Source organism: Faecalitalea cylindroides ATCC 27803, assembly GCF_000469305.1.
Taxonomy (GTDB): domain Bacteria; phylum Bacillota_I; class Bacilli_A; order Erysipelotrichales; family Erysipelotrichaceae; genus Faecalitalea; species Faecalitalea cylindroides.
Genome location: NZ_KI271042.1, coordinates 18804 through 32483, shown reverse-complemented (window position 1 = coordinate 32483; position 13680 = coordinate 18804). Strand labels below are relative to the sequence as shown.

15 protein-coding genes, 1 riboswitch and 1 other annotated feature are annotated in these 13680 nt (G+C 36.3%); of the genes, 13 read left to right on the top strand and 2 right to left on the bottom strand.

Translation table 11 applies throughout. The features are described 5' to 3' along the window. The first annotated feature begins 8 nt into the window (after nt 1-8). The 8 genes from HMPREF0367_RS08580 (at nt 9) to HMPREF0367_RS08545 (ending at nt 8479) form a co-directional block, all read left to right on the top strand. A complete protein-coding gene (locus HMPREF0367_RS08580; protein ID WP_035403327.1) occupies nt 9-1193 on the top strand; it encodes an ABC transporter substrate-binding protein in 1185 nt (394 codons plus the stop codon). A gap of 69 nt (nt 1194-1262) precedes the next feature. Beyond that, on the top strand, nt 1263-2144 hold the full coding sequence (locus tag HMPREF0367_RS08575) for a branched-chain amino acid ABC transporter permease (protein ID WP_035403326.1): 882 nt from the start codon (nt 1263-1265) through the stop codon (nt 2142-2144). Nucleotides 2145-2147: 3 nt separating this feature from the next. Continuing rightward, complete coding sequence (locus tag HMPREF0367_RS08570) at nt 2148-3101, top strand: branched-chain amino acid ABC transporter permease (protein ID WP_035403323.1); 954 nt, start codon at nt 2148-2150, stop codon at nt 3099-3101. Beyond that, nucleotides 3101-3880: an ABC transporter ATP-binding protein gene (locus tag HMPREF0367_RS08565; RefSeq protein ID WP_035403322.1), complete on the top strand. Its 780-nt coding sequence runs from the start codon at nt 3101-3103 to the stop codon at nt 3878-3880. The genes HMPREF0367_RS08570 and HMPREF0367_RS08565 overlap by 1 nt, the downstream gene beginning before the upstream one ends. A gap of 8 nt (nt 3881-3888) precedes the next feature. Then, nucleotides 3889-4593, top strand: coding sequence for an ABC transporter ATP-binding protein (locus HMPREF0367_RS08560; protein WP_035403390.1), 705 nt, complete (start codon nt 3889-3891; stop codon nt 4591-4593). Nucleotides 4594-4597: 4 nt separating this feature from the next. Continuing rightward, on the top strand, nt 4598-5245 hold the full coding sequence (locus tag HMPREF0367_RS08555; protein ID WP_035403320.1) for a CBS and ACT domain-containing protein: 648 nt from the start codon (nt 4598-4600) through the stop codon (nt 5243-5245). A gap of 140 nt (nt 5246-5385) precedes the next feature. After that, complete coding sequence (locus HMPREF0367_RS08550) at nt 5386-6066, top strand: ABC transporter ATP-binding protein (RefSeq protein ID WP_022355626.1); 681 nt, start codon at nt 5386-5388, stop codon at nt 6064-6066. After that, entirely contained in the window at nt 6053-8479 is a 2427-nt protein-coding gene (locus HMPREF0367_RS08545) for an ABC transporter permease family protein (protein ID WP_035403319.1), read from the top strand. Before HMPREF0367_RS08550 ends, HMPREF0367_RS08545 begins: the two co-directional genes overlap by 14 nt. A 7-nt stretch (nt 8480-8486) precedes the next feature. Here the strand turns inward: HMPREF0367_RS08545 and HMPREF0367_RS08540 are convergent, their stop codons facing one another. Further along, complete coding sequence (locus HMPREF0367_RS08540) at nt 8487-9146, bottom strand: uracil-DNA glycosylase (RefSeq protein ID WP_081683668.1); 660 nt, start codon at nt 9144-9146, stop codon at nt 8487-8489. Nucleotides 9147-9188: 42 nt separating this feature from the next. On the opposite strand from HMPREF0367_RS08540, the gene HMPREF0367_RS08535 reads away from it, so the two are divergent. After that, on the top strand, nt 9189-10361 hold the full coding sequence (locus HMPREF0367_RS08535; RefSeq protein ID WP_035403316.1) for a bifunctional folylpolyglutamate synthase/dihydrofolate synthase: 1173 nt from the start codon (nt 9189-9191) through the stop codon (nt 10359-10361). Here the strand turns inward: HMPREF0367_RS08535 and HMPREF0367_RS08530 are convergent. Then, on the bottom strand, nt 10351-10902 hold the full coding sequence (locus HMPREF0367_RS08530; RefSeq protein WP_015535592.1) for a folate family ECF transporter S component: 552 nt from the start codon (nt 10900-10902) through the stop codon (nt 10351-10353). The two genes, HMPREF0367_RS08535 and HMPREF0367_RS08530, sit on opposite strands and share 11 nt — an antisense overlap. A gap of 60 nt (nt 10903-10962) precedes the next feature. After that, nucleotides 10963-11060: riboswitch (THF riboswitch) on the bottom strand. Nucleotides 11061-11253: 193 nt separating this feature from the next. Here HMPREF0367_RS08530 and rplK point away from each other — a divergent pair. The 4 genes from rplK (at nt 11254) to rplL (ending at nt 13517) form a co-directional block, all read left to right on the top strand. Further along, a complete protein-coding gene (rplK, locus tag HMPREF0367_RS08525) occupies nt 11254-11673 on the top strand; it encodes a 50S ribosomal protein L11 (protein ID WP_015535591.1) in 420 nt (139 codons plus the stop codon). An 11-nt stretch (nt 11674-11684) separates the two neighbouring features. Further along, nucleotides 11685-12371 carry a 50S ribosomal protein L1 gene (gene rplA, locus HMPREF0367_RS08520; protein ID WP_015535590.1) on the top strand — a complete coding sequence of 229 codons (687 nt, stop codon included), beginning with the start codon at nt 11685-11687 and terminating at the stop codon, nt 12369-12371. Between the two features lie 30 nt (nt 12372-12401). Continuing rightward, nucleotides 12402-12529: a sequence feature (ribosomal protein L10 leader region), on the top strand. Between the two features lie 32 nt (nt 12530-12561). Then, a complete protein-coding gene (rplJ, locus tag HMPREF0367_RS08515; protein WP_015535589.1) occupies nt 12562-13125 on the top strand; it encodes a 50S ribosomal protein L10 in 564 nt (187 codons plus the stop codon). A 20-nt stretch (nt 13126-13145) separates the two neighbouring features. Then, entirely contained in the window at nt 13146-13517 is a 372-nt protein-coding gene (rplL, locus tag HMPREF0367_RS08510; RefSeq protein ID WP_015535588.1) for a 50S ribosomal protein L7/L12, read from the top strand. Nucleotides 13518-13680: the final 163 nt, after the last annotated feature.

Sequence of the window (13680 nt, the reverse complement as noted above, 5' to 3'; positions counted from 1 at the left end):
GATGAAATATGAAAGGAAACTTTTGGAAAGTCTTAGCGTCTGGTACGATCGCAGCCAGTATGCTAGTAGGATGCAGCTCTGGTGGTGCAGCCAATGAAGCGGTCACATTATCTGAGGGAGATACAGTAAAAATTGGCCTTAACTATGAGTTGAGTGGAAATGTAGCAACTTATGGTCAGGCTATGAATAAAGCTACAGAATTAGCAATTAAACAATATAACGAAAGCGAAGATGCAAAATACAAAGCTGAAGCTGTATCAATGGACAATAAGAGTGATTCAGGAGAAGCTTACTCTATTGCGACAAAATTGATGACAGAAGATCAAGTTGTTATGCAGCTAGGTCCAGCTACATCTGGTGATTCTATCGCAACATATCCAGCAGCTGACGAAAATCAGACACCAGTATTGAGTCCAGCTGTTACACAAAATGGCGGTATGTTAAAAGAAGATGGTTCCGCTTATGAATATGCTTGGCGTGTATGTTTTGAAGACAGTGCACAGGCTAGTGCGATGGCTGTATTTGCCCGTGAAAATTTAGGTAAGACAAAAGCGGTTGTTTATTCAGATGCAACTAGTGATTACGCAAAAGGTCTTGCGGAAGACTTTGTAAGTAAATTTGAAGCATTAGGCGGTGAAGTCGTTGCTCAGGAAAGTTATTCTTCAGGAGATACAGATTTCAATGCAGCATTATCAAAAATTAGTGAAGAAGATTTTGATGTACTTTATGTTCCAGGATACTATAGTGAATCTGGTTTGATCATCAAACAGGCTAGAGATGCTGGTATTTCACAGACAATCTTAGGACCAGATGGAATGGATTCACCTAAACTTGCAGAACTTGCAGGTGAAGAAAACTTGAATGATGTATATTTCACAACAGCTTATACAACGGTTGATGCTTCTGAAGAATTAACTTCATTTATCGAAGCTTACAAGGCTGAATATAATGAAGAACCAGATATGTTCTCAGTACTTGCTTATGATGCAACAAACTTAGGTTTGCAGGCATTGGAAAAGGCTGGAAAAACAGGTGAAGCCTTCAATGAAGCGATCAAAAATATTGAATTTACTGGTTTGACAGGTAGCTTTACATTTGATGAAGAACACACACCTTTGAAGAAAGTTCTTGTTGTTGAACTTCAGAATGGTGAACAGGTTAACCCTGTAGAAGTTGATCCAAACGCTGAATAAGGTATATGGAACAATGATGTGGAGAAAGCAAACTTTCTCCACTTTTTTAGCTAAGGAAGGAGAATGACTATGATTCAGTTTCTACAGCAGATGATCAATGGATTATCGCTAGGAAGCATCTATGCCTTGATCGCATTAGGGTATACGATGGTATATGGAATTATTAAATTGATCAACTTTGCGCATGGTGATATCTACATGTTAGGTGCTTTTACGGCTTTTTATGCAACAACGTTTTTCCATTTAAACTTCTTTGTTGCTTTGATCATCGCAATGTTATTGTGTGGTGTGTTAGGCGTTTTAATTGAGCGTATTGCCTACAAGCCTTTACGTCATGCGACAAGGATCACGGCTTTGATCACAGCCATGGGTGTTTCTTATGTATTAGAGTATACAATGCAGTATTTTGCTGGAAGTGATGTTAAAACCTTTCCAACAGATTTGTTAGAGAATACCGCATTTTCGTTGGGTGGTGTTCGTATTACGATGATGCAGATCTATATCTTTGTGATTACGATCATTTTGATGGTGTTATTGACTTATATCGTAAATAAGACAAAGATGGGACGTGCAATGCGTGCTGTTAGTGTAGATGAGGATGCAGCTAAATTGATGGGTATCAATGTCGATACAACGATTTCTTTTACATTCTTTTTAGGATCCTGCCTAGCTGGTGTTGCAGGTGTATTGGTTGGTGTTTATTACAATTCAATTAACCCATTGATGGGAATGACACCAGGTCTAAAAGCCTTTATCGCAGCTGTATTTGGCGGTATTGGAAACATTCCTGGTGCCATGATTGGTGGATTATTTATCGGTATTGCCGAAACACTGGTTACAGCATATGGAAGTTCATTATATAAAGATGCGATCGTATATGTAATCTTGATTTTAGTTTTGATCTTAAAGCCGGATGGACTTTTAGGAAAAAACGTGAAAGAGAAGGTGTAAGATATGCGAAAAGAATATTTATCAAAAGAAAATATTGCATGGCTGCTTTTGGCGGTTGGTGCTTTTGTGCTTTGTTCTTTGTTGATGAATTTGGGTATCATCAATTCTTATTATCAGATTACCCTTTATAATATTTGTATCAATATTATTCTAGCTGTATCTTTGAATTTGGTTATTGGAATTTGTGGACAATTCTCATTGGGACATGCCGGTTTTATGTGCATTGGAGCATATGCTGCTGGTATTATTACTAAGATGATGCCTAATTTTGGGGGATTCATGATTGGTATCTTGGTTGGATTTGCGATTTCTGCACTTGTTGCGTTGATTGTTTCCGTTCCTACTTTAAGACTTCGTGGTGACTATCTTGCAATCGCAACACTAGGGTTTGCGGAAATTATTCGTATCTTGGTGCAGAATATGAAGATTACCAATGGAGCAGCAGGATTGAATGGAATTCCTCAGTTAACAAGCTGGCCATTGTTGATGATTGGTGTCGTAATTTCAATTATGATCGTTTGTAATTTTACGCATAGTGCTCCAGGTCGTGCGTGTATTTCAATTCGTGAAGATGAGATTGCCAGTGAAGCTATGGGAATCAACACGACAAAATATAAAGTAATCGCTTTTGTAATTGGTGCTTTATTAGCCAGCTTGGCAGGCGCTTTATATGCATGTAATTTCTATGTAATCAAACCTAACCAGTTTACATTCAATAAATCGATTGATATTCTAGTTATGGTAGTATTTGGTGGTATGGGTTCTATGACTTCAAGTGTCATTGCGGCCATTGTAATTGGTATCATCAATATGGTCCTTGCGAACTTCTCTGAAATCCGTATGATCATCTACGGTCTTGCCTTAGTTGCAATCATGATCTTTAAGCCAACAGGACTTTTGGGACAGCGTGAGTTGTCTTTCAAAAAGCTCTTTGCATCTAGAAAGGGGGATAAATAATGGAACCAATTCTAGAAGTGAAGAATTTGACAAAAAACTTTGGTGGTCTTTGTGCTGTTTCTAATGTGTCCATGACTATTAATCAAGGGGAATTGATTGGATTGATTGGGCCAAACGGTGCAGGAAAAACGACATTGTTTAACCTTTTAACAGGTGTATATGAACCAAGCAGTGGTTTGATCGAATTAAATGAAGATGGACAGAAAATCCAGCTTGGTGGTTTAAAACCATATAAGATCACAAGCTATGGGATTTCTCGTACATTCCAGAACATTCGTTTGTTCAAGGCAATGACGGTATTAGAAAACGTTAAAGTTGCGATGCACAAAAATGTTCGATATGGAACAATTGCGGCAATCTTAAGACTTCCTTCTTATTACTCAGAAGAAAAATGGGTCGAAGAAAAAGCCTGTGAATTGTTAAAGGAAGTTGGCTTGTATTCAAAACGCAATGAGATGGCAACCAATTTACCTTATGGTGAACAAAGGCGACTTGAAATTGCCCGTGCTCTGGCAATTCATCCAAAAATCTTATTCTTGGATGAGCCGGCTGCTGGTATGAACCCACAGGAAACAGCCGATTTAACAAAGCTAATTCATCATATTCGTGAAAAATATAAATTAACTGTTATCTTGATTGAACACGATATGTCTTTGGTCATGAACATTTGTGAAAGAATTTATGTACTTGATTATGGAAAGATGATCGCCAATGGATCTCCAGAAGAAATCAAGAACAATGAATTTGTAATCAAGGCGTACTTAGGGGAGGAAATTTAATTATGTCAATGTTATCAGTTAAAGATCTCCATGTACACTATGGTGTGATCGAAGCTTTAAAAGGTGTCAGCATTGATGTCAACGAAGGAGAAATTGTTTCATTAATTGGGGCAAATGGTGCCGGAAAGACAACGATGTTGCAGGCGATCAGTGGAATCGTCAAGAAAAGCTCCGGAGATGTTGAATTCCTAGGTCAATCTATCTATAAAACCAATCCTAAAAATATTGTAGCAGCTGGTTTGACTCAAGTTCCTGAAGGAAGGCGAATCTTTACTGGATTAAGTGTTTATGAAAATTTAATGATGGGTGCTTTTCTAAGAAAAGATAAAAAAGGCATCGAAGAAGATCTAAAAAAAGTGTATAAGCAGTTCCCTATTTTAGAACAGCGTATCAATCAGGATGCTTCAACTTTATCTGGTGGTGAACAGCAGATGTTAGCCATGGGAAGGGCTTTAATGGCCAAGCCAAAGTTAATGTTACTGGATGAACCAAGTATGGGTTTAGCCCCAATTCTAGTAAAAGAAATTTTTTCAATTATTAAAGAAATCAATGCTCAGGGAACAACGGTTTTACTGGTTGAACAAAATGCGAAGATGGCTTTATCGATTGCCCATCGTGCGTATGTTCTTGAAACAGGAAAAATCGTATTAAGCGGTACCGGTGAAGAATTGATCAATTCACCAGAGATTCAAAAAGCCTATTTAGGAGGATAAGATAATGTTTAAAGTTAAAGATTTTATGACCAAAGATGTCATTTGTACAGAAAAGGATACAACGATTTCAGAAATTATTGATTTAATGAATCAAAATAAGATTCATCGTGTTCCAGTTACAGAAAATGGCAAGCTTGTAGGATTGATCACAGAAGGGATGATCTCAAACTCAGGAACTAGTCAGGCAACAAGCCTTAGCATTTATGAATTAAATTATCTTTTATCTAAAACAACAGTGGAAACAGTCATGATCAAAAATGTGGTATCGGTTGATCAAGATGAATTAATGGAATATGCAACATCTAAAATGTTGAAAAGTGATATCGGATGTTTGCCAGTTGTGGATCAGACAGGGGATGTTGTAGGAATTCTTACTCAAAACGATGTGTTTAGTTGTTTCTTGAATGTCTTGGGCTGGGATGAAGTTGGTGCACGTATTACTGTTTCTGTCAAAGATGAAGTAGGAGCGATTGGTAAACTTTCCGCAATTTTCGTGGAAAAAGGTATCAATATTTCCCATATCGGTGTTTATTCTTTTGAAAACGGAGTGGCAAATCTAGTGATTCGCTGTGATACTCTGGATCCAAAAGAAATTTGTGAAGCTTTAGAAGAACACGGATATAAAGTATTGGAATATTTTGTACATAAATAGTGCTGTCATCATGACAGCATTTTTTTATGGTCGATTCATATATTCTTAAATAAAAGTCTTATATAATTAAAGCGAAAGATAGGATTGTAATCTTTTTGTAATTTTTAATGCATACAATGTAGATGGAAAGAAGGGATATCATGAAACCTATCGTAACATTAACTGAAGTAAATAAGACGTATCATGGTCTTAGTACGCCAACAAAAGCACTGCAGAATTGCTCTTTGAAAATTATGCCATCTACTTTTAGTTGTATCATTGGAAAGAGCGGTTGTGGAAAGTCAACCTTATTGAATGCGATTGGAGGATTGATTTCGGTAGATTCTGGATCCATTCTTGTCAAAGATCATGAATTGACCAAACTTGATCAAAGAGAACTTTCTCGTTTTCGAAGAGAACATATTGGTTTTATTTTTCAATTCTTTAATCTTTTACAGGAACAGACCGTTATGGAAAATCTGATGTTGCCATTTGATTTAAATGGTGAAAGAGTGGATCAAGCATTTGTCAATGAAGTGATCCAGTATCTTGATCTAAATAAATTGGTGGATAAATTTCCTTTTGAATTATCTGGTGGAGAGCAGCAAAGAGTATCGATCGCAAGAGCTGTGATTCGTAAACCGGATATTATCCTGGCAGATGAGCCAACCGGCAATCTAGATAGAGAAAACACGAAGCAGGTTATGAATCTGTTAAAGGAATGCCAGGCCATGTATTCACAAACGATTATCATGGTTACTCATGATATCGATCTAGCAAAAAGAGCCGATGCCTTGATCTATATGGAAGATGGGCAGGTGAAGCGATATGAAACATCATAAGTTTGCATACTATGCCAAAAATAGAAAGCTGTTTATACGTTTTAGTGTTGTGTTGTTTTCGTCTTTGATGTTGATCCTTTTTTCGTTGTTCATGCAGATAAGGGTGTTTGAAACCAAAAAAGAACATAATGAAGATCTCTATGGTTCCTGGTATGCATCTGTTTATGATGTGACAAAAGAAAATGAGAATATGTTGTATGATCATCAGATGTTAGATACGATTGGTAAGATGAGCGTCTATGGCCAGGTTCAATATAATGATGAATATGCGGGAAATATCGGTATTGTTGATGATTCCTTTTACGAGATTTCCAATATTTCATTAAAAACGGGGAAACTTCCTTCAAGTCCTGAAGAGATTGCCATCGAAGCTTACATACTGGATGGTCTGGGAATTGATTATACATTGGATCAAAAGATTTCTTTATCGATCCAGTCTAGAGATCAGATCTTTAAAAAAGAATACAGACTTTGCGGTATCCTGGATAATTATTCGGCAACCTGGATCAATCAAGGTTCTTTGGTTAATTTCTTTATACAGGAAGATGATTCTTTTTTCGTTCAACAAACAAATTTGTTCATCTTGCCGCTTCAAGATTATTTTGATGTAATGGATGAAATTATCCTAAAAAATGGAAATCGTTTTGTGTATAACGATATGGTTGAATTTGTCTATGATCCTTTTTCCAGACAAAATCTTCCTTATACGATACTGGCGTGCTTTGCAATCATCTATACTTTACTTTTGATAACATACACTTTTTATAATTGGACCAATCAACACACCAAGGAAATTCAAATGTTGAAATCTTTAGGAGCCAGCTCATTTATGTTGTGTAAGGATTTCTTAAAACTTTTATCAAAGGCATTGATCCTGCCTATAATGATATTTGGAATCTGCTGTATCTTGTTTTCGATTTATCCAATTACGATCGTTGTTTCTTTATCGATTTATTTGGCAGCACTGATACTTGTCATTATCTTTTGTTTTCTTCAAATCCGAAAAGTTCCTTTAAATATCAATTCGTTTTCAGATCAGGAAATGGTCGTAAAACAAGCAATTCGAGCGAAATATAAGAAACAAACACCATTTAGGATTATGCTTCGTTCATTGCGATTTCATTGGAAACAGGAATTGATCCAGATGATGATTTCGATCGTTTTGTTGGTGTTTTTATATCAAGGGCTAGCAAGTCAGATACATAATCAATATATTGCCGATACATGGGATGAAACAAGTGATATAGATCTTGAATCTTCACGTAGTCTTGTGTATATGACACAGGAATCTGAAGATGTTTATCAGGTAAGACATGAAAAATACGATTCGATCGATAAAGAAATCGTTCAGAAGCTGACCGCAAACCAGAACTTGACGAAATATGAAACGTATTATTATGACAATACAAGCTATATAACATGGAATGGCATGAAAGATTCGGATATATGGGATTCTGGACTGGATCAATTTATCGTTGATCTAGACTGGAATTTAAATAAACAGATTTTCCCGGATATGGTATATGTCCCGGTTGATTCACTGGAAGATTTTCTAGAAGAAAACCTGTCTGAAGGAACTTTTGATAAAGAAGCGTATTTAAAAGGAGAGGCAGTCTACATCTATCTACCGGAATATACTTTTTATATAGATGAATTAGGATCCCAGTTAAGTGCCAACCCTGAGTTTTTCTATGATGCAGATAAGATCTATCAAGAGGATACGATCCATGTAGGAGATACGATCACAATTCATTCCTATGATAAAGAAGATAAAAAGGTAAAAATAGGGGGAATCATTCGAGAATACAAACCATCCAACAGTTTCCAATATGATTTACATACTCCTTATCGTATTTATGCAACGAATATTGTATTTGGCTTGGATGATCCAGTTAGTCATATTGAGCTTTATTATGATAAAGAAGCGGATACCCTTCCAATCGAAACGGATATATCCAAAATTGCCAGTGAGAATAACATGATGTTTTCCAATAATGTTTTTATCAAACAAGAAAATTATCAAATAGCGCATGATGAACTGATTTTGAACTGCATGCTCTCATTCATTGTTTTATGCGTGATGGTCTTTACGCAATATCATTTTAAAAAGCAGCAGATAAAAGAAAAACTGGAAAAACAAAGAGTATTTTTCCAGCTGGGTGTCGATTCGAATGTATTTATGAAGATGCAGGTCGTAGAAATGATCTTAAAACTAATCCTGATCTTTGTAAGTGCATTAATGTTATTTGGATTGATCCAATATATTGGTTATTTACAAGATGCCAATCCGATGTTGACATATGCCTCCAGATTTTCCAAACAGCAATGGTCATGGATGGAATATGGTTTGATCAATTTTGTGTTTGGGTTCTTGTTTGTGATAAATAATCTGTTTTGTAAAAATATTGATTAAAGTTGGTTTAGATCCATTTGATTGGGGTTTCTCCATAACTTTCTAAGTATTCGTTGGCCAATCTAAAGTGGTTACAACCAAAGAATCCTCTTGAAGCGCTTAATGGAGATGGATGGGCACATGTTAGTACAAGATGTTTTGGGTTGTCTAGAAACTTTTTAGCATTGATCGCGCTGTTTCCCCATAGCATGAAGACTACAGGTCCATCTTTTTTATTGATCCATCGCAAAGCTTCGTTTGTAAAGTTTTGCCATCCCATCTTACTATGAGAAAAAGCTTTATGAGCTTCAACGGTCAATACTGTATTCATCAATAGCACGCCTTGTTTTGCCCAGTCGGTAAGATCGCCACTTCTATGAACCGGTACATGATATTCGTTTTCTAATTCTTTATAAATATTTTTTAATGATGGTGGTAAAGGAAAATCGGATGGCACAGAGAAGGCATATCCTTGTGCCTGTCCAACATTGTGATAGGGATCTTGTCCTAAAATGACAACTTTTGTATCTTTTAGAGAAGTCGTCTTAAATGCCGCAAAGATGTTTTCTTTTGCCGGAAAGATTTGTTTTGTCTTATATTCACGAGCTAAGAAATATCGAAGGTTCAATAGATATTCTTTTTGGATCTCCTGATCAAATAGAGCGTCCCAATCGTTATTCATGATCATAATTATTCCTCATTTCTGTTTGACTAATGATATAATACCACTATGAATGTACAAGATAAAATTAAAAAAATGGAAAACAAAAAAGGGAAGAATCACGATTTGGTTCTTTTTAGAAAATGGCTGGATGAATATCTACCGGAACACAAAAGCTTAAAAAAGATTCAAGTTGCAGGGACAAATGGGAAAGGAAGCACTTGTAAGTGGCTTTCTATGTTTTTACAAAGCGAAGACTATAAAACGGGTATGTTTACTTCACCTCATTTAGTGTCTCATATGGAGAGGATACAAATTGATTCAAAGGATATCTCATTAGAGGATTGGGGAAGGATTTATGATATTTGGGATGCATTTTTTGAAGAAAAACAGTTAACGATGTTTGAAATTGATCTTTGGATGGCTTTAGTATACTTTATTGAACAAAATGTAGATGTTGCCATCATAGAAGTTGGGCTTGGTGGAAGGCTTGATGCGACAACTTCACTAGACTATATGGCCACTTTGATTACGAATGTAGGTTTAGATCATCAAGAGTTTTTAGGGGATACCTTAGAACAAATTGCTTATGAAAAATCCGGCATTTTTAAACCGAATGCGATCGCATTAACGACAGAGAAGGATCCTGCCTGTCAAAAAGTAATGGAACTGGTTGCCGATTATTTAAATGTCATGTTAGGATTTGTGTCTTTGTCTGATATCTCCAAGACAAAAGATGGATATAAGATCGTATACAACGGTGTTGATTATTTTGCGAAGATCCCAGAATATCAAATTGACAATATGATTTTAGCCTTGGAAACTTTATTTGTGCTAGGTTACTCCATTAGCAGCAAGCATATTCAGGAAGTGCTGGATAATTTTAACTGGTTAGGACGATTTAGTGTGCTAAGAGAGGATCCATATGTTTTAGTGGATGGAGCGCACAATGTTCCAGGTATCAAAGCTTTGGTAAATGAACTTCAATCATTTGATGGGACGATTTATTTTTCTGTATTAAAAGAAAAAGATGCATCGGATATGATCGAAGAATTAAAAAAGCTTACAAAAGATATCGTATTGGTTCGTTTCGATACAGATCGACTTTATCCATTAGAGCATCTTGGATTGCCTATTATTGAATTTGATGAACTGGAAACAATAATAAAAAACACAAAAGAAAATATTCTTTTGTGTGGATCTCTTTATTTTGTAGGAGATGTCTTAAAAATTAAGCTTTAAGTCTAGGCTTTAGCTGCGTACAAGTTTTCATTGTTAGGTATAGAACGACTACTTGAATTGGCAGACAGATAAGATTTTTTACAATCTTTGGTGAAACAATTGCCCAGAATGGAGTTCCCCAAAGCATTGAAGTAAAGAGTGAGTTTAAGAATAAACTAACGATGATGTCATAGCTAAGTCGTGCCAATATTACTCGCTTTAAAGAAACTTTGTCTTGTCCATAAAAGAAGAAAGAGAAAATAGCTGCCGTAGCAAAAGTGCTGATCATAAAGATTGGAAAGTAAGTTCCACTTGGTTTAACAATGAAGTTAACAAAGTCTAAAAGTGGGGCAACGATTAGATTTGGAATTGGTCCATAGAAATAACAACTTGCAGCTGTGGCAATGCTGGCAAAACCAACTTTGATTTCCGGTGTAATATATACCGATACAAACAGGTTCATGATAACGTTTAATGCGAAAAATAAGCTGACACCAACGATCACGTGCACATTTTTAATTGAGCGTGCATTCTCGTTTAACATAACAAAGTATTGTTTCATATAAAAATACCTCCTTTTCCATATTGTGAATGGAAAAAAGGAGGTTCTTTTTTTCATCACAACAGCGGGATGCAAAATATGAACCGCAAGAAAATCTTTTCGTTTCTAAACCAACTCCCCGTGTTTAGAACACTTAACGCTCATATTTTTACTCTGCTACAAGACAAGTATAGAATATATTAAGCGTGATGAAAAGGATAAAATGATAAATGTTTGGATTTTATGCTTATATTTACAAAAAAAGCCTTGAAATCGGTTATTTAATTTTGTATTATAGATTAGCATGCGTGGCAGAGTGCGCAACCCACTCGTTAAGACCACTGCATAAGACCAAAATAGGAGGTGTGTCTTATGGCTAAAAAGAAAGTTGCAAAGGTTTGTAAGTTGCAATTTATGGCTGGCGGAGCTAAACCAGGTCCTGCATTGGCAAGTGCTGGTATCAATATGCCACAGTTCTGTACAGCATTTAACGACGCAACAAAAGATCGTAAAGGAGATATCGTTCCTGTAATCATTACAGCTTACGAAGACAAAAGCTTTGATTTCGTATTGAAAACGACTCCAGCTGCAAACTTGTTAAAGAAAGCAGCAAACATTCAGAAGGCTAGTGGAGACCAGAAACAAATCGCTGGTACTATCACAGTAGATCAGTTAAAAGAAATCGCTGAATACAAGATGCCAGATTTGAATGCTAATGACATTGAAGCAGCTATGAAGATCGTAGCTGGTACTGCTCGTAACATGGGTATTAAAATTGAAGGATTTGAATAGGAGGAATCGAAATGGCAAAAGTAAGTAAGAGATATGCTGAAGCTGCTAAATTGGTTGATTCTGAAAAAACTTATTCAATCGAAGAAGCAGTAGCATTAGCAAAAAAATCAAGTACAGTTAAATTTGACGCAAGTGTTGAAGTAAGTTTCCGTTTAAATGTTGACCCACGTCATGCTGATCAGCAGATTCGTGGTGCAATGGTATTGCCAAATGGAACTGGTAAAACACAGCGTGTATGTGTAGTCGCACAAGGTGACAAAGAAAAAGCTGCTAAAGAAGCAGGTGCTGACTTTGTAGGCGGAGCTGACATCATCGAAAAAATCCAAAAAGGTTGGTTCGATTTTGATGTATTGGTAGCTACTCCAGATATGATGGGTCAGTTAGGTAAATTAGGACGTGTTTTAGGACCTAAAGGTTTAATGCCAAACCCTAAAACAGGAACTGTAACAATGGATGTTGCAAAAGCTGTTGATGAAATCAAGAAAGGTAAAGTTACTTACCGTGTTGACAAAGAAGGAAACATCAATGTTATGATCGGTAAAGTGAGCTTTGAAGAAGACAAGCTTGTTGAAAACTTCCGTGCAATCTACAACACGATTGCAAAAGCACGCCCAACTACAGTAAAAGGAGCTTACATGAAAAATTTAGTTCTTTCTACTACAATGGGTCCTGGAATTAAAGTCACTATTGAAAAATAGTTTGACAAAGCAGTAAAGAACATTTAGAATTTGATTGTTATCAATATTCCAAAGACAGTAACGGCGAAAGCTTAATCATGTTACCGAGGGTTGATGCAGTAAGTATTGTTTTTGCATTGTAAAGCCCGTACTTTGGTATGGGCTTTTCTTTCGAATATTGTTGCAATAAAAGAAAGAAGAGGTGGAACGAATGAACAAAGATATCCTTGCAAAAAAGGAAGCTGACGTTAACGCCTTAGCTGAAAAAATGGAAGCAGCAAGTTCAGTTGTACTTGTTGAATACCGTGGTTTGACTGTTGCTGAAGTAACAGAACTTCGTCGCGCATTACGTGAAGAAGATGTTGAACTTAAGGTATACAAAAATGCAATCGCTCGCCGCGCAAGTGAAAAACTTGGATACAACGATTTCAGCGAAGGATTGGTTGGTCCTAACGCATTAGCGTTTGGTAAGGATCCAGTTGCTCCAGCTCGTGTATTAGCTAAATTTGCTAAAAACCACGAAAACTTGGTGTTAAAAACTGGTATTGTTGATGGGTCAATGGTTGACACTGATACAATTAAAAAATTGTCATCATTACCTAACAAAGAAGGTATGTTGGCTAAATTCGCTTCTTGCTTGAATGCTCCAGTAATTAAGTTCGCTATGACTATTAAGGCATTAGCTGAAGCTAAAGAAAATGGAACTGTAAAGGCTGAAGAAGTAAAACCGGCAGAAGAAACTGCTGAACCAGCTGTTGAGGCAGCTGCTGAATAATTTATAGGAGGAAAAGAAAAATGGCTAAATTAACTCATGAAGATATTCTTGCTTACTTAGAAGAAGCTACAATTCTTGAACTAAACGACTTGGTAAGCGCAATCGAAGAAAAATTCGGTGTAGTTGCAGCTGCTGCTGTTGCTGCTCCTGCTGCAGGTGCTGCTGAAGAAGCTGCAGGACCTACAGAAGTAACTGTTACATTAACTGATGTTGGTGGAACAAAAGTTGCTGTAATCAAAGCAGTACGTGAAATCACAGGTTTAGGACTAGTTGATGCTAAGAAATTAGTAGACGGTGCTCCTGCTGCAATCAAAGAAAACATCTCTCCAGAAGAAGCAGAAGAAATCAAAAAGAAATTGATGGATGCTGGTGCTTCTGTAGAAGTTAAGTAAAATCGATTTTAAAGATCTTTAAGCCTTTATCGTATGATGAAGGCTTTTTTCTTTTGTTTGATGTTATATTAAATAAATCTTTCTTTTATCTTAAGATAACATTAGGTATACTATGTACGGAAAAAGAAAATACATTTGGGCCATTTTTATTTTTGTATTTTCT

Coding starts and splice junctions, on each gene's coding strand:
- HMPREF0367_RS08580 (WP_035403327.1), top strand. CDS start 9: ATGAAAGGAAACTTTTGGAAAGTCTTAGCGTCTGGTACGATCGCAGCC.
- HMPREF0367_RS08575 (WP_035403326.1), top strand. CDS start 1,263: ATGATTCAGTTTCTACAGCAGATGATCAATGGATTATCGCTAGGAAGC.
- HMPREF0367_RS08570 (WP_035403323.1), top strand. CDS start 2,148: ATGCGAAAAGAATATTTATCAAAAGAAAATATTGCATGGCTGCTTTTG.
- HMPREF0367_RS08565 (WP_035403322.1), top strand. CDS start 3,101: ATGGAACCAATTCTAGAAGTGAAGAATTTGACAAAAAACTTTGGTGGT.
- HMPREF0367_RS08560 (WP_035403390.1), top strand. CDS start 3,889: ATGTTATCAGTTAAAGATCTCCATGTACACTATGGTGTGATCGAAGCT.
- HMPREF0367_RS08555 (WP_035403320.1), top strand. CDS start 4,598: ATGTTTAAAGTTAAAGATTTTATGACCAAAGATGTCATTTGTACAGAA.
- HMPREF0367_RS08550 (WP_022355626.1), top strand. CDS start 5,386: ATGAAACCTATCGTAACATTAACTGAAGTAAATAAGACGTATCATGGT.
- HMPREF0367_RS08545 (WP_035403319.1), top strand. CDS start 6,053: ATGAAACATCATAAGTTTGCATACTATGCCAAAAATAGAAAGCTGTTT.
- HMPREF0367_RS08540 (WP_081683668.1), bottom strand. CDS start 9,146: ATGATCATGAATAACGATTGGGACGCTCTATTTGATCAGGAGATCCAA.
- HMPREF0367_RS08535 (WP_035403316.1), top strand. CDS start 9,189: ATGAATGTACAAGATAAAATTAAAAAAATGGAAAACAAAAAAGGGAAG.
- HMPREF0367_RS08530 (WP_015535592.1), bottom strand. CDS start 10,902: ATGAAACAATACTTTGTTATGTTAAACGAGAATGCACGCTCAATTAAA.
- rplK (WP_015535591.1), top strand. CDS start 11,254: ATGGCTAAAAAGAAAGTTGCAAAGGTTTGTAAGTTGCAATTTATGGCT.
- rplA (WP_015535590.1), top strand. CDS start 11,685: ATGGCAAAAGTAAGTAAGAGATATGCTGAAGCTGCTAAATTGGTTGAT.
- rplJ (WP_015535589.1), top strand. CDS start 12,562: ATGAACAAAGATATCCTTGCAAAAAAGGAAGCTGACGTTAACGCCTTA.
- rplL (WP_015535588.1), top strand. CDS start 13,146: ATGGCTAAATTAACTCATGAAGATATTCTTGCTTACTTAGAAGAAGCT.